This window comes from Pedobacter cryoconitis (genome assembly GCF_001590605.1).
GTDB classification, from domain to species: domain Bacteria; phylum Bacteroidota; class Bacteroidia; order Sphingobacteriales; family Sphingobacteriaceae; genus Pedobacter; species Pedobacter cryoconitis_A.
The window spans coordinates 4,477,374-4,504,307 of the sequence record NZ_CP014504.1 but is presented as its reverse complement, the minus strand read 5'-3'; the positions used below and the strand labels follow the sequence as shown (position 1 = coordinate 4,504,307).

Here is a 26,934-nt window from a genome sequence, read left to right as displayed (position 1 = left end):
TGCTTTTTTTGTGTTTAAGACTTATATTTATCTCATAATAATTGTTTATATCAATCATATTTGATAAAATTGTTGTAAAATTGCTCCAGGGCTTATGAGGAAAATTTACACACTGGGTTTTTTATTAATTACAGCATTGTTTTCAAGCTGCGGAAAAGGTGGGCAGGGAGAGCTTGTTGGTGTATACAATAAGAAATTTAACAACAAGAAAATGCCAAGGGGAATGGTTTACATTCCTCAGGGTAAGACGCTTATTGGTATGTCTGACGAGGATATTAACAACTCACAGACTTCTCCCAGTAAGATGACCTCATTCAGTGCGTTTTATATGGACGAAACTGAGATCACCAACGCAAAGTACAGACAGTTTGTAAACTGGGTAAGAGACTCAGTTGCTTTAACTTCTGTCGGCCCAAGCGGAGCACCAGGCTATTTCATTACGCCTAAAGGCCAGACTGCAGGTGGCGCAAGCCTTACCTCAGGACAGAAAAATATTGACTGGAAGAAAGTTGGTAATGGTTCTGCGATGTGGAACGATAAAAAAGGTGGCCTGAGCAATAAATTCAAGGACATGTATTATGCAGGTGATGACGCATTACCCGGCCGCAATGACTTAGACATCAGAAAATTAAGATATTCTTATAGTTTTGTAAATCTTGACCTGGCAGAAGCCGGAAGAAAAGATCCGACAAAAAAACGTAAAGACTTTATTGAAAGTTATGTGGATTCACCAGATCCGAATAACCCGAACCAGTTTCCTTCGGTGAGCGTTTACCCGGATACAATGGTTTGGAAAGTGGATTATTCTTATTCCCAGAACGATCCGATGGTGAAATCTTATTTCAATCATCCTTCTTATGATAACTATCCTGTTGTAGGGGTAACCTGGGAACAAGCCAATGCATTTTGTTTTTGGCGTACCCGCTTATATGAGCCGGTTGCAGCTTCCAGAAAAATTCCTTTAAGCTCACGTCCTGAGTACAGATTGCCTACTGATGCTGAATTTGAATATGCAGCAAGAGGTGGCAATGTGAAAACGAAATACCCATGGGGCGGTCCTTATGTCAGAAATACAAAGGGATGTATGCAAGCCAACTTTAAAGTAGGCAGAGGAAATTACTCTGATGACGGTGGTTTATACACTGTTAATGTGAAATCTTATTTCCCTAACGATTACGGGCTGTATAACATGGCTGGTAACGTTGCGGAATGGACAGTAACAGCTTACAACAATTCAGCAGCACCTCAATTGCTGGATTTCAACCCTAATTTCACTTATGTAGCTAAAACTACAGATAGTAAATACCTTAAACGTAAAGTAGTTAGAGGTGGATCGTGGAAAGACATCGGTTTCTTCCTTCAGAACTCAGTTGGTACTTACGAATACCAGGATCAGGCGAGATCATACATCGGATTCAGATGTGTTTCTTCTTATGCGGGTACTGACATCCACTTCAAAAATTAAGTTGATTCAATCTCAATTATAAAATTTTAAAAATAACATCTATCTAGTAGTAATATGGCAGCTAAAAAGAATTCTAATTGGTTACACTCGGCAATCTCATGGGGAGCGAGTATTGTAATTTTGGGGGCATTATGTAAAATCCTTCACATTGGAGGTATTTGGGGAAGTTATGCAATCGGTATAGGTTTGGGGGTGGAAGCAGCCTTATTCTTTATCACCGGATTTTTTCCACCAGAACCAGAATTGGCCTGGGAAAAAGTATATCCTGAATTAAGAGATGATTTTAAAGGCGAATTGCCTGTAGCTACTGCAAGACCAGTTGCTGTGGCAGGGCCTTCTTCTACAGCAGCATTGGATAAAATGCTGGGCGATGCTAAAATCGGCCCTGAATTAATCGAAAGCCTGGGCAATGGGTTACGTAACTTCGGAGACAAAGTAGCGACCATTTCTACAGTTGCTGATGCAGCAGTTGCAACGAATGATTTCACCGGAAAAGTAAAACAAGCTTCTGCAGGTTTCGATCAGCTGAACGGCGCATTTAGTAAAGCGACTTCTCAACTGGTAGAACTGGGCGAAAGTGGAAATGCTTCAAAATCTTACCATGAGCAGGTGAACAACCTTTCTAAAAATCTTTCTGCCCTTAACGCAGTTTATGAATTAGAATTACAGGATTCTACTACACACCTTAAGTCAATGAACAAATTCTATCAGAACCTTTCTGCGACAATGAATAATTTCAATGAATCGATGGATGATTCGAAACAATTTAAGGAAGAAGTAGGTAAACTGGCAAAAAATCTTTCTTCGCTGAATGCTATTTATGGCAACATGTTGACAGCGATGAACCAGCCACGTCCATAACCAGGTAATCAATTTATTTATAACCACAGAGAACCATAACTAATGGCCGGAGGAAAAGAAACAACGAGGCAGAAGATGATCAATATCATGTATTTGGTATTGTTAGCTATGCTTGCGCTAAACGTATCTGATACTATACTGAATGCCTTTAAGAATATCAATGATAGTTTGGATTCGTCACGCACGAATGTAAGTACGAGCATTGATCAGTTGTTCACTGCATTTCAGAATACTAAACTTAAAGAGGAGCCTGGAAGGGCACAGCCGATTTGGGACAAAGCCAATCAGGCAAAAAAATATGCGGATGACCTGAACGGTTATATTCAGCAATTGAAACAACAATTCAATACTGCCGGTGGTGGTATCGACCCTGAAACAGGTGACCTTAAAGAAAGAGGAAACCAGGATATCGCTCAGGGTATTATGATCAATGCGAAAGAAGGCGAAAAGCTTAAAGCAAAGATTAATGAAACACGTGAAAAATTAATTGCCCTGTTAGAGGCCGAAGACCGTAAACATGTTTCTTTCTCTCTGGAAGCAAAAGATGCAGAGAAAAGCATAGAAGGTAAAAAGAAGTGGGAAGACATTAACTTCGGAGAAGGTACCCCTTTAACTGCTGCAAATACCGTATTAACTAAAATTCAGTCAGATACAAGAAATGCTGAAGCAGAAATTGTTAAAAAGTTATTCGGAAACATGGACAAGTCACTGGTTAATCTGGATCAGTTTGCAGCTGTAGCGGTTGCGCCGACTTCTTACGTAATTCAGGGACAACCTTACAGTGCCCAGGTATTTTTAACAGCTAGTGACTCTAAATCAAGTCCTGAAATTAGTGTTGGCGGTGGCAGATTGGCCATTAAAGACGGTAAAGGAACTTATACAGGTGGAACTGGTTCTGTAGGCGTGTTTAAATGGGTTGGAACAATCCGTGTAAAACAAACTGACGGGCAGATTAAAGAATACAGAACTCCTGAACAAACTTACCAGGTTGCCAAGCCATCGGCTACGGTTTCACCAGATAAGATGAACGTAATTTATGCCGGTATTCCGAATCCGTTCTCTGTTTCTGCAGCAGGGTTTCCTTTGGAAAGTGTGAAAGCAAGTATTTCTGGCGGTTCAATGAGCGGTTCGAATGGTAAATATTCAGTGAGCGTAGGCGGTGATCAGATTGGTAAAACACTGAATATTAATGTAACTGCGAACAATGCTGGTAAAACAGTGAATTTGGGCTCACAACAATTCAGAGTAAAAGCATTACCAACGCCAAAAGCCTTTATAAAAGGTAAATCTGGTGGAAATGTTGAGTTGGAATGGTTAGCAAGGTCTGGCGCAATTGAGACGCAACTGGATGATTTCGTGTTTGACATTAAATATAAAGTAATCAGGTTTAACGCTACCTTTATTAATCCAAGATCGGATGCGGTGAATATCCCTAACAGTGGTGGTTCATTCAGCGGTCAGATCAAAGGGGCTTTGAATTCGATTAAACCAGGAGCAACTGTAATCTTTAAAGATATCATTGCTGAAGGACCTGACGGCAGACAAAAGAATTTAGATGGTATAACATTTACAGCTAAATAGAATCAAGATGAAACAATTTTTATATCTGATTATCCTGTTGTTCGTGGGAACCGAGGCGTTCGCGCAGAGTAAACCTGTAAAACCAGTTGTTAGTCAGCGTCCGAAGATAAAACCAACAAACTCAACTCCTGCAGCAGTTACACCAGCTCCGGATGCGGTTGCAGTACCGGCTACAGAAGTAACGAAGCCAGTACCTGAAACGGTTACACCAATTGCTACACCAGCAGTTAGTACACCTTCGGTGAATACTCCTGCTGCAAATACACCATCATTTAATACACCAGTTGCTACAACAGCTGCTGCCGCCACTACGCCTTTGCTTAAAAAATCTAAGATCAAGACCCCTCCAAAAGATGGTTTTTTTGCAAGAAAAGATGTAGATAGCAGTGTAATGGTTCCTTATGCAGATGTCAGAGAAGAAGATGTATTTTATTCTAAACGTATCTGGAGAGAGCTTGATTTACGGGATACGATCAATTCAGTGTTGAATACAGAGAACTCTAAACTGATAGAAGTTCTGTTGGAAGCCATTGGAAACGAGGAATTAACAGCTTATTCACCTAAAGATACCACTGCTGGAAAAGTGCTGGAAGATAATGACGCTTTCAAGATTGCGCTGACTTCGGCCGAGGCATTGAGAAATGCAAGAGGGACTTCTGAAGGAGAAGCTGATGAGAAAGGTAAAATCGGAGATCCTGTATTGAAACGTTTAAGAGCAGATGAATTCCTAAAATACAGAATTAAGGAAGATTGGATTCTGGACGTGAAGCGCTCAATCTTTGAACCACGTATTGTGGGGCTTGCACCCATGAAAATGGTTGAGGGGAACTGGCAACCCGTATTCTGGATTTATTATGATGAAGCCAGAACGATATTGAGCAAGAAGAAACTACAGGATCCATCAAATGATGCATCGGTACTAACTTTCGATGATTTCTTTGTGAGAAGGTTGTTTTCCAGTAATATCGTGAAAGAAACAAACCCGGCCAATAAAACTATTATAGAGATTTTGAATCAGACCGATCCTAAAGATCCTAGAAAATTGTATGAATCAGAACGGATTAAAAAAGGAATGGCAGACTACGAACAAAGTTTGTGGGAATACTAAGACCTTTATCAATATCAAAACATAAAAAAAGCGTTGTTATCATTAGATAGCAGCGCTTTTTTGTAAGGTTTAAATTTTAAATTCTTTCTACTGAAAGGGTTGGTAAATTTAAGTGATTTTTGGAGTGAAATGTGCCAGCAGGGTTTTAACCTGTGCCTTGTTCAGCACTTTCTCCAATTCAGCTTCTGTAGCCTCTCTGATTTTTTTAACGGATTTAAACTGGCGTAAAAGCTTGTCGGCTGTTGTTTTGCCAATACCCGGAATATCTTCCAGTTCGGTCTTTAAAGTGCCCTGATCTCTTTTCTTTCTGTGGAAGGTAATCCCAAAACGGTGAGCCTCATCACGGAGCTGCTGAATAACTTTTAATGTCTCTGATTTCTTATCCAGGTGCAGCGGATAGCTATCTCCGGAATAATATAATTCCTCGAGTCTTTTAGCGATACCAATGACAGTAACCTTATGTTCTATTCCTAATTTCTTTAAACTGCTTACTGCAGATGATAGCTGGCCCTTACCGCCGTCAATGATGATCAGTTGAGGCAATGATTCCTCTTCTTCTAACATGCGCTTATATCGCCTGTAAACAGCTTCCTCCATCGTTGCAAAATCATTAGGGCCCTCTACCGTTTTCACGTTAAAATGCCTGTAATCTTTTTTAGAAGGTTTAGCATCCTTGAAAACCACAATCGCTGAAACAGGATAAGCGCCCTGAAAGTTCGAGTTATCAAAACATTCAATATGGACAGGCAGCTGTGTCAGCATCAGATCTTTCTGCATTTGTGTTAAAATACGTTCAGACCTTAAATCCGGGTTTAGTTTTTCATATTGATTCAGCTTTTCACGTCTAAAGAACAATACGTTTTTATGAGAAAGTTCCAGCAGGTTTTTCTTTTCACCTAGTTTAGGAACAGTAAACTTTAAATTTTCATCTTTTAATTTGATATCAAAAGGGACGATAATCTCTTTGGAAGTACTATTGAACTTCGTCCTGAATTCGGTAATAGCCAGGGTAAGCAGTTCCTCATCAGATTCATCAAGTCGTTTTTTGATCTCTATGGTCTGCGTCTGAATGATACTTCCATTCATAATCTTTAAATAATTGACAAAAGCATAACGCTCATCAGAAGCAATACTCACCACATCTACATTCGTAATAGAGCTGTTGACTACAGTTGATTTACTTTGATACTTTTCCAAGACCAGTAATTTTTTCTGATACTGATGGGCATATTCAAAATTCAGTTCATCGACTGCTTTTTTGATCACTAGTTTAACGTCTTTGATAACGTTACCGATTTTTCCGTTCAGGATATCTTTAATTTCTGCGATACTCTGGTCATAATCTTCGTCCGATTGATAAGCCTGACAAGGACCTTTACAATTGCCAATCTGATATTCAAGGCAAACCTTGAATTTTCCGGCGTGGATGTTCTCGTCCGTAAGCGGAAGGTTACAGGTACGCAGCGGATAAGTTTCTTTAATCAGGTCAAGTATGGTGTGCATCATCCCTACAGAGGCATAAGGACCAAAATAGGTAGATCCGTCTTTGATCATTTTCCGTGTCCAGTACAAGCGTGGAAAGGGTTCTTTTTTGATAATAATCCATGGATAGGTCTTATCATCTTTCAGCATGATATTATACCTTGGCTGATGTTTTTTAATCAGGCTGTTTTCCAGCAGCCAGGCATCAATTTCGGTATCAACAATAGTAAAAGTAATCTTGCGGATTTTGGAAACCAATACCCGTGTTTTACCATTCATCTGGTTATCCTGGTTGAAATAAGAGCCGACACGGTTTCTTAAATCTTTGGCCTTGCCAATATAAATAAGCGTATCTTCCTGGTCCCAGTATTGATAAACACCGGGTTTGTGCGGAATATCGGCTAACGCCTTTTTATAATCAAAAATGCTCATTTAAAAACCCAGCTTCTTGTCCAGTTCTGTGGTATCAGTTTGTTGCTGTTGATATTGGTTACAATCGTAAGTGATAGATACACCGCTTTTCGGTACTTCAAAGTCGCCTTTACTTATTTTTAATTTAGGATTGGCATATACTTTCTTGAAGAAGCCACCAAAAATAGGCATAGCTGTTTTTGAACCCTCACCTTCTCTGGTATTGATAAAGTGAAATGCGCGGTCTTCACAACCTGTCCATACCCCAGCAACAAGATCAGGGGTAATCCCTACAAACCATCCATCAGAATTATTCTGTGTTGTTCCGGTTTTACCACCAATAGGGTTCTTTAGTCCGTATTTACCGATCAGACCATAGCCATAACCGTTTTTCACTACACCTTCCAGCATACGTGTCATCACATAAGCGACGTCTTCGTTCATTGCAGGGTGTTTTTGTGGTGTTTGAGAGAACAGGACCACACCGTTTTTATCTTCAATCCTTAAAATATAAGTTGGCTGTGTCCACACTCCTTTATTGGCAAATACACTGTAAGCACCTACCATATCAAATACAGAGGCATCAAAAGAGCCTAATGCGATAGATGGATATGCAGGTACATTAGAAGTGATCCCCATTCTTTTGGCCAGTGTAGCGACTGCTGTAGGGCCTACTTGTTTCATCAGGTAAGCAGCAATGTAATTCTGAGAAAAGGCAAGGGCTTTCTGCAAAGTAATGTAACCCGGTAAGGTACCGCCAGACTTTGGCGTCCATGGCGCACTGCCCGGAACTTCAATCGTTACCGGCTCATTCAAGACCTGATAACATGGTGAGTAACCATTTTCTATCGCTACCGAATAGGTAAAAGGTTTAGCTGTTGAACCTACTTGCCTGGTTCCCATTTTTACCTGGTCGTATTTGAAATGTTCGTAGTTAATACCACCAACCCACGCTTTAACATAGCCGGTTTTCGGATCCATCGCCATCATGGCATTTCTTAACAATAATTTATAATATTTTACAGAATCTATAGGCTTCATCAGCGTATCCAGATTTCCTTTCCACGTAAAAATGCTCATTTCGGCCGGGGTATTGAAATCTGCTTTAATTTCTGATTCTGATTTTCCTTCCAGCTGCAAAGCTTTATAACGGTCAGATCTTTTAATACCCTGCTCAATTTGCAGTTCTTTATCCTTGAATGGGTTTCTGCCTTTCCAGCCTTTTGTAAATTGGGCTTGTAATACCCGCATGGCATCTTTTTGCGCTTCTTCGGCATAAACCTGCATGTCGTAATTGATGGTCGTGATAATCTTCAGGCCATCTCTGTCCAGATCGTATGGTGTACCATCTGCTTTTAAGATAGAACGTTCCTGGAAGATTTTCTTAATATCATTTTTCAGCACTGCTCTGAAATATGGAGCAATTCCATCATTTACAGTTGCTGCACTGAACTTAAGAGCTAATGGTTTTGCTTTTTCTTCGTCATATTGTTGTTGGGTCAGCAAATCTTCTTTGACCATATTTGACATGACTGTATTTCGTCTGGCTAATGATCTTTCCGGGTTACGGGTAGGAGAGTAGCGGGTAATTCCTTTTTGCAGTCCAACCAATGTTGCAGCTTGTGCAACGGTAAGCTGATCTGGCGTTGTATTGAAATAAACTCTTGCTGCAGATTTAATTCCATAAGCCTGGTTACCAAAATCTACGGTATTCAGGTACATGGTAATAATTTCTTCTTTGGTAAAGTTACGTTCCAGTTTTACCGCAACAATCCATTCCTGGAATTTTTGCATTAAACGTTTGAAGAAGTTCTTTTGACGGCCTTCTTCTGAGAAAAGGTTAAGAGCCAGCTGCTGAGTGATGGTACTTGCCCCTTGTTTTTTACCCACTAAATTGTAGAAGATAATGGTGAATGTACGTTTAAAGTCAATCCCTGAATGTTCTTTAAACCTGGTGTCTTCTGTAGAGATCAGGGCATTGATTACATTTGGAGAGATCTCAGGGTAAGTTACATTAGAGCGGTTTTGTACAAAATAGGTACCTAATACCCTTTTGTCTTCAGTTAATATTTCAGTAGCCTGATTGCTTTTAGGGTGTTCAATATCTCTGAAGGATGGCAGGGTACCAAATAGCCCAAAACCGATTGCAACAATAAAGATTGCAAACAGGATCATGGCACCTATCAGTAACTTCCAGAGCGTAATGTTATAGCTTTTTATCTCTGCAGCCGAAATATTTTTGGTCATTTTTAGTAGTTGTTTTTGTAGAAATCTAAATATTTAGTTACCAGATCCTTGCTCCGGAGCTTTTCGAAATTCTCCTTACTGATAATAAAGCTGCTGTACGTGCCAGCAGGGACTTTCATGATCTGTTTTAATTGAGGAGTTATTCCGTCAGCGTAACTTTTTGCTTCTGCAAAACTAAGAAAGTTCCCAACATATATCAGTTGATCATTGTCAAATTCTGTTAATTGGTGTTTCAAACCTCCTCCAGGGAAGTTTCCACGATTAAATTGACCGATCCCAAATCGCGAGGAACTTAGGGTCAGGCTGGCATCTGCCACGTCAATCACAAAATAATAAACTTTAGCTATTTCTGTACTGAAGGTTTTGTCTTTAATAACCGGGCGGGGAGCTGGAACTTCAGCTGTTTTTACTGGAACAGGCAGCGTAACTTCCGGAGTGACAACAGCTGCGACAGGCGTTTCAACCTGAACAGGCGGAGTAACTGGCGGCACAACTGTTCCAACAGGTGGCACATCAATTTTAACGGGTGGGGTAACAGGAGTTGCGACAGCTACCTGTGGCTGGTTAACCGGAACGTCTTTAGTGGTTACAGGTTCAACAAACGGAATCTGTTTGGTAATAGCAGTTTGTTCCTTCATAACTGCTGGTGGAACAGCTTGTGGTTTAACAACTGCAGTCTGATTCTCTTTTGCTGGTTGTGCAATAGACTGAAGATCTGGTTGTGTATTCGGTTGAACAACCTTTTCGGTTACAGGAGCTGAAGTAAAGAAACGAGGCTCTGCCGGATCAAAGTCTGGTAAAGCAACTCTTCTTTTGCGGAATTCACCCTGATGTGTAGCAATGTAAGCCAGGTGTTCTTTCACCAATGGAACGATTAATTTATCGTCCGGATATATATTGGTAATTGCTTTAAAGGCTGCTGTCAGACTATCAATTTGCTGTGTTCTTCCAATTGCTATAGCTCTCAGATAACTTAATTGAGGATTGATTGAACCAGCCGGATATTGCTGAATAGTAGTATTCACTTCAGTAATCACTGACGGGAATGCTTTTCCTTCATACAATTCGAATACCTGGTTATATCTTTTAATACCTGCAGCTTCCAGGTCAGACTGTTTCATAGAATAGTAGGGGTCAAGGATAGTTTTGGCATAAACACTTGCCGAAAATTTATCCAGCACCAGTGCTTTATACCTGGCTGCATTCGCAGGGTCTGTTTTTTGATAGGCAAGGTATAAGCTATAATAAACAGAACCCAGGTGATTGTTATCAGGAAACCTGCTTAATATCAATTGATAGATCCGGATAGCCTCAGGCTGATCATCCAGCTCCTGCTGATAGAAACTTGCAATTTCATAATAAGCGTCAATGATTTTTACATTTGAAGCTTTAACGGCCTCAGCAGTCAGGGGAACGGCTGCCATGTATTTTTTACCTGTCGTATCTTTATCAGCAATAGTTTTCTCTATCCCTAATTTGTCTGTCGGATAGCCATCATTCTCTACTTTGGCAATGCTTTCGGAAGTGGTTTGTAAAGATGATTTAATACTTTGTCTCCAGTTATCCTCTTGTTTCCTGTTACCCCATTTAGTCAGAAAGTCTGTATAACCCCTGCTCAAAGCCGCTGGATTACTAAAATAGAACGAACCTGTAATTGGTGTACCGGTATTGTTACGCCTCCCAGCTTCAGGAAAAAGATCATTTCTGAAAGTTCCGTTATTCGTGGCCACAGAGGCTGCTTTAATTTTCGTTAGTTTTTTAATCTTAGCGATACGGTCTGTCTCAGGGAGTTCAGCCAGCATTTGCAGGGTGTCCTGGTAAGCAATAACAGCATACCTGTCAGTAATATATTCCAGGTTCTGGCTCTTTTTTACGATCTGTGCATAACCCGGATAGTTTTTAGGCAATACGGTTACCGTACTATCATAGTACGCTTTTGCTTTCAGGAAATCTTTGTGTTTGTTAAAATTCAGATCGGCCATCTTTAAATAGGACAATCCTTTCTGATAATTGTTCTTGGTGCTGTTCCTGATAGATAATTTGTAAAACTTTTCTGCTTCGGTAATATTATCTTCTTCAGCATAGTCTTCTGCAATCTGATAATAAATCTGATCATGGTAGTCCAGGTTCTTGTCATCTTTCAACAAGGCTTGTAATTCCTTCTTCCGGCTCAGGTGTTCTCCATTGAGGATACCGGTAACTTTGATCCTGTTCAGGTTTGCATTGAAATACAACTCAAAGCCAGCATTACTTTTTTGTACTTTGGTGTAAAGCGCCAAAGCTTCTTTGTATTTCTTCTGACGCTCATATAATTGGGCAAGGATAAAAGTCCAGCGGATACTGTTACGGTGCAATTGACTTTCTTTGACTGCTTTTTCCAGGATGGGAATGGCATCGTTGTACCTGTTCTGATAAATGTAGGACTGCGCAATAGTTGCGTAAGGCTCAGACCTTTTCTTCTTCACCAGTTCCAGGTTGTCATAAACAGTATCCAGGATGATTGCAGCGTCCTCCATATTGTTGAGCTGCATCAAACTTCTTGCTTTCCAGTTTTGTGCTGTAATCAGCACGTTCATATCTTTGGTATAGGTTTTGGCGGTATAATCGAAGTATTCTTCGGCTACGAAATAATTGGTTTTAAGGTAATAAGCTTTACCCAATAGCAGGTAGGCATCATCTATATAATTACTGAAAGCTTTATCGGCAATAATGGCTCTTGATTTTTTGACGATGGCGTCCAGTGCTCTGTCATTGGCTGGTGCATGAAGAACACTTTCTGAACTGAATTTTTCAGGATCAGTATAGATTGGTAAAACGTCACTGTAGTTGTCGATATAGGAATTATACGACTCTTCTTCGTAATTATTGAGAATAACATTCGCGTTATAAATATAGTTATAACGTGCAGTTAAATTTTGCATAGCCCTGCTTGTTGCCGTATCTTTAGGCGTACTACAAGCCACTAATAAAGAGCTTCCCAGGTAAAATAATAACAATTTCAAACTGGAGCGTTGGAGATTCTTCAAATAAGTAGTTTGAGTCAACATTTAAAATAGACTAGAATGTATGCAAAAATATTTTATTCATCAATATTTCTGTGCAAATTATTAATTTTTTATAAGAGCCCGTTTAAGAAGCTGTTATAAATTTATTACCTCTATCTGTTTTTATAGCCGCTAAATATATTAACCTCATGAATGACGAGCCAAAAGAAAAAAAATCAGCAAATTTTGTAAAGTATACCGGGATGGGTTTCCAGATGCTGGCGACCATCGGTGTATTTGCTTTCGCAGGTTATAAAATTGACCAATATAGAAATAATGCTCAAATGATTTATGCGGCATTGCTCGGCCTTTTAGGTGTGATTATTTCCTTATATCAGGTTATCAGACAACTGAATAGTAAAGACTAATTCTCGTAATCTGTGTTAATTGCAGAAACTGTTTAAAATGAACTAATAAATAATTTTATTATCTGAATTCAAACAGATTCTCATACTTTTGTCAAAAATTAAGTATTTTGAGTGTTTTAAAGTTTACATTGTACTATCTGATTTATTCGCTGCTCCTTGCCGGAGCTGCCTTTGCCTTACCTGTATTATTTCCAAATGTTACCTTACTCGTTAATAAGTTCTGGTTACTATTTGGTTTTATAGGCGGGCTCACCTATATAGCTTATATAATGGCTTATCTGGGGATAAAAATGGATCCGGAGACGGGTATTATAGCGATTATGGGGTCAATTGTTTTGAAAATGATATTTTCTATGGCTTTTGTACTGATTTACAGCCTGAACACTAAAGAAAAGGGGTTAGTTTTCGCGCTCAACTTTTTTTCTTTATATTTATTGTTCAGCTTCTTTGAAATATACTCGCTGTTATGTAACTTGCGCCACCAAAATAATAAGTAAAAATCTGCCAGTAAATGGATTGTAGCCACGTTTTTGATTTTAAAGTTAATAGGTTAACCCTTGTTTTTACGCTTTTTTTAGCGTTATTCTTTGTAACACCCCTGTTATATGCACAGGAAGACACATCGAAAGCAACCGTAACCGCTCACGCCGAACCAGAGGCTGAGAAAAAGTTCAATTTAGGTAAGTTCGCCTTACACCACATTGCGGATTCGCATAGCTGGCATGTAATCGGGGATACCTTTATTGGCCTGCCTGTCATTTTGTATTCGCAAGGTGGATTGGTGATGTTCAATTCTAATGAGTTTCACGGAGACGATGAAGCTAAATTAGTAATCGAGCGTGCCGGCCAGCGTTTTGTGAAATTGCACGAAAAGATTTATTATGCTTCTGAAACTGCAAATGCAGAAGGAGAGTATGTAGAACTTGGTGCTGATCACCACGCAACAAATGCACGTCCTCTTGATTTCTCTATTACTAAGAACGTATGTACTTTAATACTTTCGGTCGTTGTCATGCTTTTAGTATTTCTTAATGTCGCTAACGGTTACAAAAAGAGAGCGGGTAAATCTCCAAAAGGATTACAATCCTGGGTTGAGCCACTTATCCTGTTTGTACGTGATGATATTGCAAGACCAAACTTAGGACACAAGTATGAGCGTTTCATGCCATACCTGCTAACTGTGTTTTTCTTTATCTGGATCAACAACATGCTGGGTCTGGTTCCATTCCTTCCGGGAGGAGCTAACTTAACAGGGAATATTGCAGTTACTGCGGTATTGTCAGTAATCACTTTAATCATTGTGGTAACCAACGGTAATAAATATTACTGGAAACACATCTTTACACCTGATGTACCATGGTGGTTATATATCGTATTGGTACCAGTTGAGATCATTGGTGTATTCACTAAACCTATTGCACTTGCCATACGTTTATTTGCAAACATCACCGCTGGTCACATTTTAATGTTATCACTGATTGGTTTGATCTTCGTATTCAACTCTGTTTATGTTTCCCTTGTATCGGTTCCATTTGCATTGTTTATCGGAGCAATTGAATTGCTGGTTGCCTTTATACAAGCGTTTATTTTTACAATGTTATCTGCGTTATTCATTGGAATGGCGATAGAAGAACACCATTAATTAGAATTTTTTAACAACAATTAATATATATAATCATGATTACAGGAAGTATTGCTGCAATTGGTGCTGGTTTAGCTGCTATTGGCGCTGGAGTAGGTATCGGAAAAATCGGTAGTTCAGCTATGGAAGGTATTGCTCGTCAACCAGAAGCAGCCTCTAAAATTCAAACTGCGATGTTAATCGCTGCTGCTTTCGTTGAAGCGGTTGCTCTTTTCGCAGTAGTTGTTGCATTAATTGCCAACTAAAAAAAATGGTCATGTACTTTGCAGGATTGCTGCAAAGTACATACTATGATTTAAGAAATAAAGATTTAATATATATACTTAGATGGAATTATTAGTACCGGAAATTGGTTTAGTTGTTTTTCAGACAATAGCATTTCTATTGTTGATGTTTGTTTTGGCCAAGTTTGCATGGAAACCTGTATTAGCGGCTATCAAAGAACGTGAGCATAATATTGATGAAGCTTTAAACAAAGCTGAGTTAGCGAAACAGGAAATGGTACGCTTAGCTGCACAGAACGAGGAATTGATGAAAGAAGCCCGTGCAGAAAGAGACTTGATGCTGAAAGAAGCGAAAACGTTAAAAGATTCAATCGTTAATGAAGCGAAACATCAGGCACAGACTGAAGGCGCTAAATTAATTGAAAAAGCAAGAATTGAAATTGAAAATCAAAAGAAAGCTGCTTTAGCTGAATTGAAAGATCAGGTTTCATCATTATCAATTGATATTGCTGAACGCGTATTGCGCAATCAGTTAGCTGATAAAGCTAAGCAACAGGATTTCGTTGCTGATTTATTGAAAGATATTGAATTGAATTAATTCCTTGCCTACAAATTAAAATAACATGTCAGAAAATAAAGCAGCATCAAGATACGCCAAATCATTAATTGATCTTTCTACGGAGCAAAATGCTTTGGAAGAGATGAAAAATGATATGGTTCTTATTGAGCAGGTTATTGATCAAAACAGTGAGCTAGAGGCTATTCTTCAGAATCCTGTGATTCCTCTGGATAAAAAATATTCTATTTTGGAAGGGATCTTCAGTAAGAGCGTTCACGCAATTACTATATCTTATCTGAAATTGCTTGTCAGTAAAGGTCGTGCTGCTATTTTATTTGATACTACGAAAGCATTTGTCAGACAATATAATACGATTAAAGGTATTGTAACTGCAGAAGTATTATCAGCTATAGCATTGACTGATGCGAATAAAGCAGAGATTATCAGCGTTGTTAAAAGAGAGATTGGTGCAAATGAAGTGATCATCAAAGAAAAGATCAGCGATAAACTAATCGGTGGTTTCATTCTTAAAGTTGGAGACAAACAATTTGATGCCAGTATTGCTGGTAGTCTAAACAAATTAAAAAAGGAATTGGCCCACGGCGTGGTTTAGTCCGATAACAATATACAGAATTACAAAAGAAATAATATAAAATTATGGTAGAGGTAAGACCAGACGAAGTATCGGCAATTATCAGGCAACAATTGTCGGGCTTTAAATCAGAAGCCGAACTTGAAGAAGTTGGTACCGTATTACAAGTGGGTGATGGTATTGCCCGTGTTTATGGTTTGACTAAAGTTCAATCAGGTGAGCTAGTTGAATTTGAAACAGGCTTGCAAGGTATTGTTTTGAACCTTGAAGAAGATAATGTTGGTGTGGTTTTATTAGGCCCATCGAGCACGATCAAAGAAGGCGATACAATTAAACGTACTAAAAAAATTGCCTCTATTAAAGTTGGTGAAGGTATGTTAGGCCGTGTAGTGAATACATTAGGTGAACCTATCGACGGTAAGGGACCAATCATTGGTCAGACTTACGAAATGCCAATCGAACGTAAAGCTCCTGGTGTAATCTACCGTCAGCCTGTTAATGAGCCTCTTCAAACAGGTATCAAAGCTATTGACGCGATGATTCCTATCGGTCGTGGTCAGCGTGAGCTGGTTATTGGTGACCGTCAGACAGGTAAGAGTGCTGTTTGTATTGATACCATCATCAATCAAAAAGAATTTTATGAAGCAGGTAACCCTGTTTTATGTATATATGTTGCTTGTGGTCAGAAAGCAAGTACTGTAGCAAACGTTGTGCGTACGCTTGAAGAAAACGGTGCAATGGCTTATACAGTTGTTGTTTCTGCTTCGGCTGCTGATCCTGCTCCATTGCAGTTTTATGCTCCGTTCTCTGGTGCAGCAATTGGTGAGTACTTCCGTGATACAGGTCGTCCGGCACTGATCGTTTATGATGATTTATCTAAACAGGCAGTAGCTTACCGTGAGGTATCTTTATTACTTCGTCGTCCACCGGGACGTGAGGCTTATCCTGGAGACGTGTTTTACCTGCACAGTCGTTTATTAGAACGTGCGGCTAAAATCAACGCTAACGATGAGATCGCACAAGCGATGAATGATTTACCTGAATCTCTGAAAGGTATCGTTAAAGGTGGTGGTTCATTAACTGCTTTACCTATTATCGAAACTCAGGCTGGTGACGTTTCTGCTTATATCCCAACTAACGTAATTTCGATTACTGACGGACAGATCTTCCTGGAATCTAACTTGTTTAACGCAGGTGTACGTCCGGCGATCAACGTAGGTATCTCGGTATCACGTGTTGGTGGTAACGCACAAATTAAATCAATGAAAAAGGTAGCTGGTACTTTGAAATTAGACCAGGCTCAATACCGTGAATTAGAGGCCTTCTCTAAATTCGGATCTGATTTAGATGCAGCAACAAAATCTGTATTGGATAAAGGTTCAAGAAACGTTGAGATTTTAAAGCAAGGTCAGTTCTCTCCAATGACTGTTGAGAAACAAGTGGCGATCATTTATATTGGTACTAAAAACCTGATGCGTTCAGTTCCTGTAAATAAAATCAGAGCATTTGAAGCTGAATATTTACAACAATTGGAATTACGTCACCCACAAACATTAGCTGCTTTAAAAGCTGGTAAACTGGATGATGCAATTACATCTGTATTAGAAACTGTAGCTAAAGAATTAGCAGGTAAATACTAAATAAAATAAAAGAGCCTGTTTAATTTTTAAACAGGCTTAAAGAAGATTAAAAAAGAATGGCTAATTTAAAAGAAGTAAGAATTCGTATATCATCAGTGCAGTCTACGCAGCAGATCACCAAAGCCATGAAAATGGTTTCGGCAGCTAAGCTGAAGCGTGCAACTAATGCTATTATACAGTTACGTCCGTATGCTACGAAGCTAAAAGAGATCTTAGGGAATCTTTCTGCCAACCTGGAAGGATCTTCATCACCATATACTGAGGAACGCGAGCCTAACAAGGTGTTAATCGTAGTGGTTTCTTCAAACCGTGGTTTAGCTGGTGCATTCAACATGAATGTAATCAAGGCAACTAATAACCTGATCGCTGAGAAATACAGTGAGCAGTATAAAAATGGTAATGTAAGTATTTTAGCTATTGGTAAGAAGTCTCAGGATTTCTACGAAAAGAGAAACTACAACGTTATTGGAAACAACAACGAGGTTTATACTGCATTAACATTTGAAAACGTAACTAAAATTACTGATTCAATAATGGCCGGCTTTAAAAACGGTGATTACGATAAAGTAGAATTGGTTTATAACCGCTTCAAAAATGCTGCTGTACAAATTTTGACTACTGAGCAATTATTGCCTTTACCACAAAATGAAAAAGCAGAAGAAACTCATCAGCACCAGGTAGATTATATTCTTGAGCCTTCAAAAGAAGAAATTGTTAAAGAATTAATTCCTAAGTCGATTAAGATTCAGTTATTCAAAGCGGTATTGGATTCTCATGCTTCAGAACACGGAGCAAGGATGACTTCAATGGATAAAGCAACAGAAAACGCGGGTGACCTGTTGAAAGCCTTAAAACTTTCATACAACCAGGCACGTCAGGCTGCAATTACCACAGAGCTTACAGAGATTGTAAGTGGTGCTGCTGCATTGAACGGATAATACTCACATTAAAAACTATAATAAAAGGGCCGTTGTCAATTGATAACGGCCTTTTTACATATAAATAACTTTTTGCGGGTTGTGAATAATTATTTTTGCGTAAACATTTCTATCATGATCAAAATCTCTTTTCCGGTGGCCTTAGCTTTATTGCTTCCTTTAGGTTTAATGGCGCAAACCAATCCAACAGTACAGGCCGCCAAAGACTATACCATTGCTGTAGCCTGGCAACAACATTCAGGAGAATACAGGGCACTGTCTTTTCAGGCTTATAACTTCGCTAAACTTTCTTTACAGGAACGCTTAAAAGGTGCGGATACGACCAAGCCAAGTTGTGTGGTGGTGGATATTGATGAAACTGTTCTGGACAATTCTCCTTTTCAGGGGCATGAAATTCAAAAGGGTTTAAGTTATGCACCTAAAGACTGGTCGGAATGGACAGCTAAAGCAGCGGCAGATACGGTACCTGGAGCATTGGGGTTTTTAAAATATGCACATACTCAAAAAGTAGAGACATTTTATATCACTAACCGCGATCAGGTGGATTATAAAGCTACCCTGACTAACTTACAGCGTTTAGGATTTCCTTATGCTGACGAGGCGCATTTAATGGTTAAACAAGAAACTTCTGACAAAGAAGCACGAAGACAACAGGTATTGGGAAAATATAATATATTGCTGCTTTGCGGAGATAATTTAAGTGACTTTTCCAATGTCTTTTACAGGGAAGGAAAGAATACGAAAGAAGAAGTGGATAAAGCACAGCAAGAATTTGGGAATCACTTCATTGTATTGCCTAATCCAATGTACGGCGATTGGGAAAAACTATTGTATAAAGGTGGCCATCTGAGCGAAACTGAAAGGTCAAAGCAAAGAATCAAGGGCTTAAAAAGCTATTAGGAACATTATTCAATAAATTCTTAGTTGAACATGCTTTTTTTGCTGGAATAATATTAATTTTGCAGCAGAATTAAAAAATAAAAAAATGGAGCAAACGCCAAAACACAATACTAAAAGCATGCAAAATGCAAATCAAACATCAATATATAAATTATTGGTTGCGGGTATAGTTGTGAGCATGTTAGGAGTTTATCTGCGTTTCGCATTTGACTCAACTACTTTATCTCTGGTATCATGGATCGTATTATTCCTTGGTGCATTTATTTGCTGTAAAGCAGTATTCAAAATACTAGGTTCATAATTCCAGAAAATATAAGCTTTTAAATAGAAAGCCTTCTGTAACATGTATTGCAGAAGGCTTTTTTATGCGTTTATAGTTTGAGGGATTCTACAATTTCCCGTCTGATTAAATCCCTAAACAGTTATTGCTTTTATAAAATACCGAAGTACAGTTTGAAGTCGTAACTCCAGGGCTCATCCCTGTAAAAGGTAAGTGTTTAAATCCTTTGGCTTTAAAAAAAGTAAAGGCTTCTGCATAATCCGGACGTTCTGAGTTGTCCAGTACAATTACTCCATCCTCTGTTAAAGACAATACAGATTCTCTGCAGCAGTTGACGCGGTCTCTGCCATCTACAATGATAATATTGAACTTTTTATTGGTCGTCACTGCACTTTTAGAATAAGCGCCTCCACGGACCAGCTCGCAATAAATCATTTCTACATTTGGTATTTTGATTGCTGCATTTCTTTCATACCATGCTTTATCATGTTCTACGGCAGTTACAGAATTGGCGTTTTTTGCGTAAAAGATCGTGGAGTTTCCACAGCCAAATTCAAATATGTCATGCTGTTTGGTGATCCTGTCTTTAATAAAGTCAATAAAAGCATAAGTTACCCAAGGAATTGCTTCCCCATTCTGATCTACTGCTGATTTTGTTTCACGGGCCTTAAACCAGCCTTGATCTGCTAAATATCCCTTAAACCCAAGTGACAATAACGTGCGTAATTTGCTGGGATTAAATAAGCTTAGTTTTGATATGTTATTATCCAAAATTGAAATTGATTAAATTCAAATGTACTACTATTTCACTCTTTTCTGATTGTCTTTCGCAAAAGCATCCCATCCGGAATAAGATTTACCACTGCCACCAGTTGGTATCCTTTGGAAAGAATGGCACACCGCAACAGCTAACCCATCGGTCGCATCCAGGAATTCAGGTGTCTCTCTGAACTTCAGTAATTGCTGCAGCATAGCGGCAACCTGCTCTTTTCCGGCACTTCCATTTCCTGTAATCGCTTGTTTAATTTTTCTTGGCGCATACTCCGTGATAGGTATATCTTTGGATAATGCTGCCGCCATACAAATTCCCTGTGCTCTGCCCAGTTTAAGCATAACTTGTATATTCTTTCCATAAAACGGAGCTTCCAATGCCATTACATCTGGTTTATACTGCTCTACTAAACCTACCGTTTTGGCGAAAATACGCTGTAATTTTAAAAAATGATCATCCAGATGATTCATCTTCACAATGCCCATCGCAATCAGTTCAATCTTACTCCCTTTCTCCAGGATTACACCGTAACCCATCACTGCGGTTCCGGGGTCGATACCCATGATTACCCGCTCCTTTTTTTCAGCCAACATAGAACAATATTAAGCATATTTGCACAATATAAAAGAAACGATAATTTGAGATCTGACTATAAACGTATATTTTCCTATGCTATAAAAGTAACTATAGTTGCTTTTGCATTCTGGTTTATCTATCATAAACTCACTTCAAATGCGAACCTTGAAAGTTTCAGGAAGATCATATCTACGATCCCGCGTACAGAAATCATGGCTGTAATTTCCTTAGTATTGTTGTTAATGCTGGTGAACTGGGGGCTGGAAGCACTCAAATGGAAAAGACTGTTGCGTAAGATAGAGAAGCTGAGTTTATGGCAATCTATTGAGTCCGTATTTTGTGGTTTAACACTGGCTATCTTTACACCGAACAGGTTGGGAGAGTACGGCGGGAGAGTGTTTTTTCTTTCCCCAAAACGCAGGATTATCGGCGTTGTAGCTATGGCAGTAGGTAATATTGGCCAAATGGTTCTGACTAATATTTTCGGAGCAATTGCGCTTAGCATTTTTCTGCTGCGTTTCCTGCATTTAGATTACCGGCTCAACTATGCGATTATAGTACTTGCAGCCATGTTCTGCCTGTTTTTCTTAACGTTCTTCTTTAACATCCGCTGGTTAAATGGCTTATTGCTATCCATGCGCTTTACCAGGAAATATAAGAAGTTCTACAGTATCCTTGGGCGTTACCAGAAAAAAGAACTTTTTCAGATTCTGATGTTTTGCCTGGCACGTTATATCGTGTTTAGTACACAATACTTCATTATGTTTTACTGGCTGATTGCTGACATTCATTACCTGGACATCCTGATGATGGTTTGTATCCTCTTTTTTGTACAATCTACGCTGCCCTCTCTGGATTTATTTGATATTGGGATAAGAAGCGCAACTGCGTCTTATTTTTTTAGCTTTGTAACCAAACAGGATGTTGCCGTGATTGCATGTACCGCAAGCATCTGGCTCATAAATATTATTATTCCTGCTATATTAGGTTCATATTTTGTTTTTAAATTAAATTTTTTTGGAAGTCTTAATCGTCGTTAGTTACCTATCCGCATTTTTAACCCTCATTTATCTTCTTGTTGTTGCCGGATTTATTCGTGGCTGGCATAAATTGATCCCCTTTAAGTATAAGCAAACTAAGGGTTCTACTGCTGTTTCTATCATCGTTGCGGCACGTAATGAGGCCGATAATATTCACCGTACCCTGGAAGCATTACTGGCACAGGACTATAATAAAGCATTGACAGAAATCATTTTTATTGATGATCACTCCACAGACAATACAGCCGAAATTGTCAGGTCATACGCTGCATCGGGTGTAAAGCTGATCTCCCTGAAAGAAAGCCAGGCTTTAAATTCTTATAAGAAAAAAGCTATTCAGACGGCGATTGGACAATCGACTGGAGATTTGATCATCACCACAGATGCAGATTGCCGGATGGGAACAGCCTGGCTCACTACAATCATTGCCTTTTACGAAGAGAAACGCTATAAAATGATTTCATCGCCTGTGGCTTATGATGAAGAGAAAAGCTTTTTTGAAAGAGCACAGTCCTTAGAATTCCTTTACCTGATAGGTTTGGGAGCCTCCACAATAGGGAATAAAAAACCTTCTACCTGTAATGGGGCCAATTTAGCCTATGAAAAAGCAGCTTTTTATGAAGTTGGTGGTTTCCAGGGAATAGATGATCTGGCTTCTGGAGATGATGAGCTGCTTTTACATAAAATTGCGGCCCGTTATGACAATCATATTGGGTTTCTGAGAAGTCGGGATGCCATGGTTTACACCCATGCAAAGCCTAACCTTGGAGAGTTTTTACAACAACGTAAACGCTGGGCTTCCAAAAGCACACGCTATAAAAATAAATCTATCATTGTACTGGGTGTATTTATCTGGTTTTTCAATGTCAGTATTTTGTTGAACCTGCTTATTGGCTTGTTCTTCTTTGGCTTCCTGAAAATTGCACTGATACAATTACTGCTGAAAATAATTATAGAGTTTATATTCCTGCTTGATGTCACTAAATTCGCTAAAAGAAGAAGCCTGATGGTATTATTACCTGTATTGAATGTGCTGCATGTATTGTATATCATCTATATTGGTATTGCAGGTAACTCGGGTAAATACAACTGGAAGGGTAGAATGGTTAAATAATGGAGAATAGTAAGAGTCCCTCAGAAAGAATATGGGGCAGGTTTAAAAGAAATAAACCTGCCGTTGGAGGACTCCTGTTTATTCTCTTGCTTTTGGTGATGGGTATACTGGGCTATTTGATTACGCCCGACCAGACACCAATGGCCAATACCATGCACTTACAATTAAGCAATAAAAAACCGGGCAGATCATTTCAGTTTCTGGTCATTAGTCAGAACCCGGATTTCAGAAAAGTAAATTTCCTGGAGAAAATGCTATACGGGCAAGAAGCTGAATTCAAAAGCATCCCGATTACAGGCTACAGAATCGCAGGAAACCATTTGTGGATCAAAGAATATATTGGCGATGACGAAGAAGCTGCTGAAAGCAGTATCCGGCTTCCTGTTAATCATCAATCCTATTTAAAGCAACATCTTTACCAGCAAACCTTCTGGTTAGGTACAGACGGCTATGGAAGAGATTTACTGAGCCGCCTCATTCTGGGTATCCGGGTTTCTTTATCAGTAGGTTTACTGGCCGTACTCATCTCTATGAGTATCGGTTTAAGTCTGGGGGCAATGGCCGGTTATTTCGGGGGCATGACAGATTCAGTAGTTAGCTGGCTGATGAATGTAATCTGGTCCTTACCCTCGCTGTTACTAGTAATTGCTATTTCATTTGCTTTAGGAAAAGGATTCTGGCAGATCTTTATTGCAGTAGGCTTATCTACCTGGGTAGACGTATCCAGGTTAGTCCGCGGACAGGTAATGGCGCTTAAAGAAGCTGAGTTTGTAGAAGCGGCCAGGGCATTAGGTTTTCCAACTTTCCGTATTCTTACGCGTCATATTTTACCCAACATTGCAGGCCCTGTACTGGTGATCGCCTCTGCCAATTTTGCTTCTGCCATCTTACTGGAAACCGGCCTGAGTTTTCTTGGATTCGGCGCACAGCCACCTATGCCCAGCTGGGGAGGGATGATCAAAGAAAACTACGGCTATATTGTGATGGATGCAGCTTACCTGGCGATTCTGCCTGGGATGGCGATTATGCTGACTGTATATGCTTTTAATTTAATGGCTATCGGATTAAGTGATGCCTTTAAAGTTAAATCTCCAGGTACACTGGTTTAAAAAATCCCTTAACTTTACAGGATGTTATTAAACTGTTTTCAACAAGAATTTTTAGAAGCGGGTTGCGATGAAGCTGGCAGAGGTTGTTTAGCCGGGCCTGTTTACGCAGCCGCAGTAATTTTACCGCTGGATTTTGTTGCCGGAGAACTGAATGACTCGAAAAAACTAACGCATAAACAGCGGGTAGCGCTAAGAGCAATTATAGAGAAAGAAGCAATTGCATGGGCTGTCGGCTTTGTAGATAACCATGAAATTGATGAAATAAATATCCTGAACGCTTCATTTCTGGCAATGCACAGGGCGATTGAAAAACTGACTGTGCAGCCTGGCTTTTTAAGTATCGATGGAAACCGGTTTAAAATTTATCCAGGTATTGCGCATAGCTGTGTCATCAAAGGGGATGGTAAATATTTAAATATTGCTGCTGCGTCTATCCTGGCAAAAACACACCGGGATGAATACATGGATAATCTGGCAGATGAATATCCTGTTTACCAATGGAAGAACAACAAAGGTTATCCGACTAAAGTTCACCGCTCTGCTGCTTTAGTGCATGGGCTGACTCCCTATCACCGTAAAACTTTTGCAATAAGTGATCCGGAAAGAATTCTCGTTGTAGATAATGCGGGATAATTCGTATTTTCACCTTATTGAAAACACTTATACTTAGCAACAGAGTCCCATTTCCTCCCAACAGTGGTTATCCGATTGTAGTCTATAATACGATGAAAGGATTGCTGAACCTGGGTGTGGAAATTACTTTGTTCAGTATCAACACCAATAAACACCGGGTGGATGTGGATGATATCTATGATCCGGTTTATGACCAGATCAAATTTCATTCTTTTGATCTGGATACAGAGGTTAATTTGTGGGGTGCTTTTTTCAATATCTTCTCCAATGAGTCTTACAACGTTTCCAGGTTTTATGATGACGATGCGGCAAAATTGCTGGAGAATATCCTCCGGGAAAATGAGTTCGATATTATTCAGTTCGAGGGGTTATTTGTAGTACCCTATCTGGAAGTAGTTAAAAGCTATAGTAAAGCTAAGCTGATTTACCGGGCACACAATATTGTTTTTGATGTATGGGAACGCCTGGCAACTTCTGAACGGTTTACCCCAAGGCGTAAATACCTGCAGTTTTTAGCACGCCGGCTAAAAATCTATGAGACCGGGCAGATGAACCGCTTTCACCAGATTTTTGCCATCAGTAATCCCGACAGGCAGAGCATCCTCTCTTTTGGCTGTGAAGTAGGAATAGAAGTATTTCCTGTAGCCCTGGATTTTGAGAAATATACGATTGACCTGTCCAAAACAAGCTTCCCAACTTTATTTCACCTGGGTGCGATGGATTGGCGGCCCAATAAAGAAGGACTGGAATGGTTTATAGAAGAAATCTGGCCCGATATAGAAAAACTCAGCTCTGAGCTCCGGTTTTATGTAGCCGGTAAAAGTATGCCGCAGCATTTTTATGAATATGACTTCGATAACCTGGTGGTAGAAGGAGAAGTGTTCGATGCGATTGATTTTATGAATTCCAAGGCGATCATGATTGTGCCTTTACTTTCGGGAAGCGGGATGCGGGTGAAGATTATTGAAGGCATGGCAATGAAGAAATGTATTATTGCCACAACCTATGCCGCAGAAGGACTGAACTGTGAAAATGGAAAAGATATCCTGATTGCGGACACCGCTGATGAGTTTTACCGTTGTATTCTGCAATGTATCACCCATCCGAACCGGTGGCGCGAAATCGGCGGGAATGCCCGCAAGACAGCAGAAAGAGATCATAACCTGGCCACTATTTCACAAAGGATGCTGAATGTCTATCAGCGATTAGTAAATGGATAATTTTTATGTACTTTTGCCCTCAATTTTAAGAGCAATAGCGCATGAATAATACCGCATTAACAGAGAAACATATTTCATTAGGAGCCAAAATGGTTCCATTTGCAGGATACAATATGCCCGTTCAATACGAAGGCATTAATGCAGAACATGCTACAGTTAGAAAAGCCGTAGGCGTTTTTGACGTAAGCCACATGGGTGAATTCATCCTGAAGGGTGAAAATGCACTGGACCTGATTCAACGTGTAAGCAGCAATGATGCTTCAAAATTATATGATGGTAAAGTTCAGTATGCTTATCTTCCAAATGAAGATGGTGGTATTGTAGATGATTTACTGATCTACAGAATTGACGAAAAAACTTATATGTTGGTTGTTAACGCTTCAAACATAGAAAAAGACTGGAACTGGATTCAAAAATTCAATACACAGGGTGTAGAAATGCACAATATCTCTGATAAAACTTCTCTATTAGCAGTTCAGGGACCAAAAGCAGCAGAAGCTTTACAAAGCTTAACTGATATTGACCTGGCTTCTATGGAATACTATACATTTACTAAAGGGATGTTTGCTGGTGTAGCTAACGTGATCGTTTCTGCAACTGGTTATACTGGTGCAGGTGGTTTTGAGTTGTATTGCGACAATGAGCATGCAGAAACTGTCTGGAATGCCGTTTTCGAAGCAGGTGCAGCTTTTAATATTAAACCAATTGGTTTAGGTGCACGTGATACTTTACGTTTGGAAATGGGTTTCTGTTTATATGGAAATGACATCGATGATACGACTTCTCCAATTGAAGCTGGTTTAGGATGGGTGACTAAATTCACTAAAACATTCACCAATTCAGAAGCCTTGCTTGCAGAGAAAGAAGCTGGTGTTAAACGTCGTCTGATTGGTTTTGAAATGATAGACCGTGGTATTCCCCGTCATGATTATGAAATCGTTGATGCAGCAGGAAACGTAATCGGAAAAGTAACTTCAGGTACACAATCCCCATCATTACAAAAAGCAATAGGAATTGGTTATGTAACGAAAGAACATGCTAAAGAAGGAAATGAGATCTATATCAGCATCCGTAATACCTCCATTAAAGCAAAAGTAGTAAAGTTCCCATTTTATAAATAAGCTGCCG

25 protein-coding genes are annotated in these 26,934 nt (G+C 39.4%); 20 read left to right on the top strand and 5 right to left on the bottom strand.

Annotated elements, in window-relative coordinates:
* The first annotated feature begins 94 nt into the window (after positions 1 to 94).
* From AY601_RS18795 to gldN, 4 genes are read left to right on the top strand one after another with little or no spacing between them, the layout of a single operon-like run.
* The gene (locus AY601_RS18795; protein WP_068403898.1) at positions 95 to 1,465 is read left to right on the top strand and encodes an SUMF1/EgtB/PvdO family nonheme iron enzyme; all 1,371 of its coding nucleotides are present in this window, start codon (positions 95 to 97) and stop codon (positions 1,463 to 1,465) included.
* 54 nt (positions 1,466 to 1,519) lie between these two features.
* Positions 1,520 to 2,326 (top strand): gliding motility protein GldL, encoded by an 807-nt coding sequence (gene gldL / locus AY601_RS18790; RefSeq protein ID WP_068403896.1) that lies wholly within the window; start codon positions 1,520 to 1,522, stop codon positions 2,324 to 2,326.
* A gap of 42 nt (positions 2,327 to 2,368) precedes the next feature.
* Entirely contained in the window at positions 2,369 to 3,907 is a 1,539-nt protein-coding gene (gldM, locus tag AY601_RS18785; RefSeq protein ID WP_068403894.1) for a gliding motility protein GldM, read from the top strand.
* Positions 3,908 to 3,914: 7 nt separating this feature from the next.
* The gene (gldN, locus tag AY601_RS18780; RefSeq protein ID WP_084359347.1) at positions 3,915 to 5,015 is read left to right on the top strand and encodes a gliding motility protein GldN; all 1,101 of its coding nucleotides are present in this window, start codon (positions 3,915 to 3,917) and stop codon (positions 5,013 to 5,015) included.
* Positions 5,016 to 5,123: 108 nt separating this feature from the next.
* Here the strand turns inward: gldN and uvrC are convergent, their stop codons facing one another.
* From uvrC to AY601_RS18765, 3 genes are read right to left on the bottom strand one after another with little or no spacing between them, the layout of a single operon-like run.
* Entirely contained in the window at positions 5,124 to 6,929 is a 1,806-nt protein-coding gene (uvrC, locus tag AY601_RS18775; RefSeq protein ID WP_068403892.1) for an excinuclease ABC subunit UvrC, read from the bottom strand.
* Entirely contained in the window at positions 6,930 to 9,155 is a 2,226-nt protein-coding gene (locus tag AY601_RS18770; RefSeq protein ID WP_068403890.1) for a penicillin-binding protein 1A, read from the bottom strand.
* A 2-nt stretch (positions 9,156 to 9,157) separates the two neighbouring features.
* Positions 9,158 to 12,181: a tetratricopeptide repeat protein gene (locus AY601_RS18765; protein ID WP_198163556.1), complete on the bottom strand. Its 3,024-nt coding sequence runs from the start codon at positions 12,179 to 12,181 to the stop codon at positions 9,158 to 9,160.
* Between the two features lie 167 nt (positions 12,182 to 12,348).
* On the opposite strand from AY601_RS18765, the gene AY601_RS18760 reads away from it, so the two are divergent.
* The 10 genes from AY601_RS18760 to AY601_RS25415 all read left to right on the top strand — a co-directional run bounded on the left by AY601_RS18760 (position 12,349) and on the right by AY601_RS25415 (position 19,363).
* Entirely contained in the window at positions 12,349 to 12,567 is a 219-nt protein-coding gene (locus AY601_RS18760) for an AtpZ/AtpI family protein (protein WP_068403881.1), read from the top strand.
* Between the two features lie 107 nt (positions 12,568 to 12,674).
* A complete protein-coding gene (locus AY601_RS18755; protein WP_068403879.1) occupies positions 12,675 to 13,064 on the top strand; it encodes a hypothetical protein in 390 nt (129 codons plus the stop codon).
* A gap of 14 nt (positions 13,065 to 13,078) precedes the next feature.
* Entirely contained in the window at positions 13,079 to 14,209 is a 1,131-nt protein-coding gene (gene atpB, locus AY601_RS18750) for a F0F1 ATP synthase subunit A (RefSeq protein ID WP_068403878.1), read from the top strand.
* 38 nt (positions 14,210 to 14,247) lie between these two features.
* The gene (gene atpE, locus AY601_RS18745; RefSeq protein WP_041879754.1) at positions 14,248 to 14,454 is read left to right on the top strand and encodes an ATP synthase F0 subunit C; all 207 of its coding nucleotides are present in this window, start codon (positions 14,248 to 14,250) and stop codon (positions 14,452 to 14,454) included.
* An 82-nt stretch (positions 14,455 to 14,536) separates the two neighbouring features.
* The gene (gene atpF / locus AY601_RS18740) at positions 14,537 to 15,031 is read left to right on the top strand and encodes a F0F1 ATP synthase subunit B (RefSeq protein ID WP_068403877.1); all 495 of its coding nucleotides are present in this window, start codon (positions 14,537 to 14,539) and stop codon (positions 15,029 to 15,031) included.
* A 25-nt stretch (positions 15,032 to 15,056) separates the two neighbouring features.
* Entirely contained in the window at positions 15,057 to 15,605 is a 549-nt protein-coding gene (atpH, locus tag AY601_RS18735; RefSeq protein ID WP_068403875.1) for an ATP synthase F1 subunit delta, read from the top strand.
* Positions 15,606 to 15,649: 44 nt separating this feature from the next.
* A complete protein-coding gene (gene atpA, locus AY601_RS18730; protein WP_068403873.1) occupies positions 15,650 to 17,224 on the top strand; it encodes a F0F1 ATP synthase subunit alpha in 1,575 nt (524 codons plus the stop codon).
* Positions 17,225 to 17,280: 56 nt separating this feature from the next.
* Positions 17,281 to 18,162, top strand: coding sequence for an ATP synthase F1 subunit gamma (atpG, locus tag AY601_RS18725; protein ID WP_068403871.1), 882 nt, complete (start codon positions 17,281 to 17,283; stop codon positions 18,160 to 18,162).
* Between the two features lie 114 nt (positions 18,163 to 18,276).
* Positions 18,277 to 19,062, top strand: a complete 786-nt coding sequence (locus tag AY601_RS18720; RefSeq protein ID WP_068403869.1) for a 5'-nucleotidase, lipoprotein e(P4) family — start codon at positions 18,277 to 18,279, stop codon at positions 19,060 to 19,062.
* A gap of 85 nt (positions 19,063 to 19,147) precedes the next feature.
* Positions 19,148 to 19,363 carry a hypothetical protein gene (locus AY601_RS25415; protein ID WP_084359345.1) on the top strand — a complete coding sequence of 72 codons (216 nt, stop codon included), beginning with the start codon at positions 19,148 to 19,150 and terminating at the stop codon, positions 19,361 to 19,363.
* Between the two features lie 105 nt (positions 19,364 to 19,468).
* On the opposite strand, the gene AY601_RS18715 is transcribed toward AY601_RS25415, so the two are convergent.
* Positions 19,469 to 20,113 (bottom strand): FkbM family methyltransferase, encoded by a 645-nt coding sequence (locus AY601_RS18715; protein WP_068403867.1) that lies wholly within the window; start codon positions 20,111 to 20,113, stop codon positions 19,469 to 19,471.
* A gap of 30 nt (positions 20,114 to 20,143) precedes the next feature.
* Positions 20,144 to 20,707: a crossover junction endodeoxyribonuclease RuvC gene (gene ruvC, locus AY601_RS18710; RefSeq protein WP_068403863.1), complete on the bottom strand. Its 564-nt coding sequence runs from the start codon at positions 20,705 to 20,707 to the stop codon at positions 20,144 to 20,146.
* A 45-nt stretch (positions 20,708 to 20,752) separates the two neighbouring features.
* On the opposite strand from ruvC, the gene AY601_RS18705 reads away from it, so the two are divergent.
* The 6 genes from AY601_RS18705 to gcvT are packed head-to-tail and all read left to right on the top strand — an operon-like array spanning position 20,753 to position 26,927.
* The gene (locus tag AY601_RS18705) at positions 20,753 to 21,730 is read left to right on the top strand and encodes a lysylphosphatidylglycerol synthase domain-containing protein (protein WP_068403861.1); all 978 of its coding nucleotides are present in this window, start codon (positions 20,753 to 20,755) and stop codon (positions 21,728 to 21,730) included.
* A complete protein-coding gene (locus AY601_RS18700) occupies positions 21,708 to 22,844 on the top strand; it encodes a glycosyltransferase family 2 protein (RefSeq protein WP_068403859.1) in 1,137 nt (378 codons plus the stop codon). Before AY601_RS18705 ends, AY601_RS18700 begins: the two co-directional genes overlap by 23 nt.
* A complete protein-coding gene (locus AY601_RS18695) occupies positions 22,844 to 23,953 on the top strand; it encodes an ABC transporter permease (protein ID WP_068403856.1) in 1,110 nt (369 codons plus the stop codon). Before AY601_RS18700 ends, AY601_RS18695 begins: the two co-directional genes overlap by 1 nt.
* Before the next feature lie 21 nt (positions 23,954 to 23,974).
* Positions 23,975 to 24,586 carry a ribonuclease HII gene (locus AY601_RS18690; protein ID WP_068403850.1) on the top strand — a complete coding sequence of 204 codons (612 nt, stop codon included), beginning with the start codon at positions 23,975 to 23,977 and terminating at the stop codon, positions 24,584 to 24,586.
* Between the two features lie 17 nt (positions 24,587 to 24,603).
* Entirely contained in the window at positions 24,604 to 25,806 is a 1,203-nt protein-coding gene (locus AY601_RS18685; protein ID WP_068403848.1) for a glycosyltransferase family 4 protein, read from the top strand.
* Positions 25,807 to 25,847: 41 nt separating this feature from the next.
* Entirely contained in the window at positions 25,848 to 26,927 is a 1,080-nt protein-coding gene (gene gcvT / locus AY601_RS18680) for a glycine cleavage system aminomethyltransferase GcvT (protein ID WP_068403846.1), read from the top strand.
* Positions 26,928 to 26,934: the final 7 nt, after the last annotated feature.

Bases quoted from the DNA above. Each gene is read 5' to 3' on its own strand.
- AY601_RS18795 (WP_068403898.1), top strand. From the start codon at position 95: ATGAGGAAAATTTACACACTGGGTTTTTTATTAATTACAGCATTGTTT.
- gldL (WP_068403896.1), top strand. From the start codon at position 1,520: ATGGCAGCTAAAAAGAATTCTAATTGGTTACACTCGGCAATCTCATGG.
- gldM (WP_068403894.1), top strand. From the start codon at position 2,369: ATGGCCGGAGGAAAAGAAACAACGAGGCAGAAGATGATCAATATCATG.
- gldN (WP_084359347.1), top strand. From the start codon at position 3,915: ATGAAACAATTTTTATATCTGATTATCCTGTTGTTCGTGGGAACCGAG.
- uvrC (WP_068403892.1), bottom strand. From the start codon at position 6,929: ATGAGCATTTTTGATTATAAAAAGGCGTTAGCCGATATTCCGCACAAA.
- AY601_RS18770 (WP_068403890.1), bottom strand. From the start codon at position 9,155: ATGACCAAAAATATTTCGGCTGCAGAGATAAAAAGCTATAACATTACG.
- AY601_RS18760 (WP_068403881.1), top strand. From the start codon at position 12,349: ATGAATGACGAGCCAAAAGAAAAAAAATCAGCAAATTTTGTAAAGTAT.
- atpB (WP_068403878.1), top strand. From the start codon at position 13,079: ATGGATTGTAGCCACGTTTTTGATTTTAAAGTTAATAGGTTAACCCTT.
- atpF (WP_068403877.1), top strand. From the start codon at position 14,537: ATGGAATTATTAGTACCGGAAATTGGTTTAGTTGTTTTTCAGACAATA.
- atpH (WP_068403875.1), top strand. From the start codon at position 15,057: ATGTCAGAAAATAAAGCAGCATCAAGATACGCCAAATCATTAATTGAT.
- atpA (WP_068403873.1), top strand. From the start codon at position 15,650: ATGGTAGAGGTAAGACCAGACGAAGTATCGGCAATTATCAGGCAACAA.
- atpG (WP_068403871.1), top strand. From the start codon at position 17,281: ATGGCTAATTTAAAAGAAGTAAGAATTCGTATATCATCAGTGCAGTCT.
- AY601_RS18720 (WP_068403869.1), top strand. From the start codon at position 18,277: ATGATCAAAATCTCTTTTCCGGTGGCCTTAGCTTTATTGCTTCCTTTA.
- AY601_RS25415 (WP_084359345.1), top strand. From the start codon at position 19,148: ATGGAGCAAACGCCAAAACACAATACTAAAAGCATGCAAAATGCAAAT.
- ruvC (WP_068403863.1), bottom strand. From the start codon at position 20,707: ATGTTGGCTGAAAAAAAGGAGCGGGTAATCATGGGTATCGACCCCGGA.
- AY601_RS18695 (WP_068403856.1), top strand. From the start codon at position 22,844: ATGGAGAATAGTAAGAGTCCCTCAGAAAGAATATGGGGCAGGTTTAAA.
- AY601_RS18690 (WP_068403850.1), top strand. From the start codon at position 23,975: ATGTTATTAAACTGTTTTCAACAAGAATTTTTAGAAGCGGGTTGCGAT.
- gcvT (WP_068403846.1), top strand. From the start codon at position 25,848: ATGAATAATACCGCATTAACAGAGAAACATATTTCATTAGGAGCCAAA.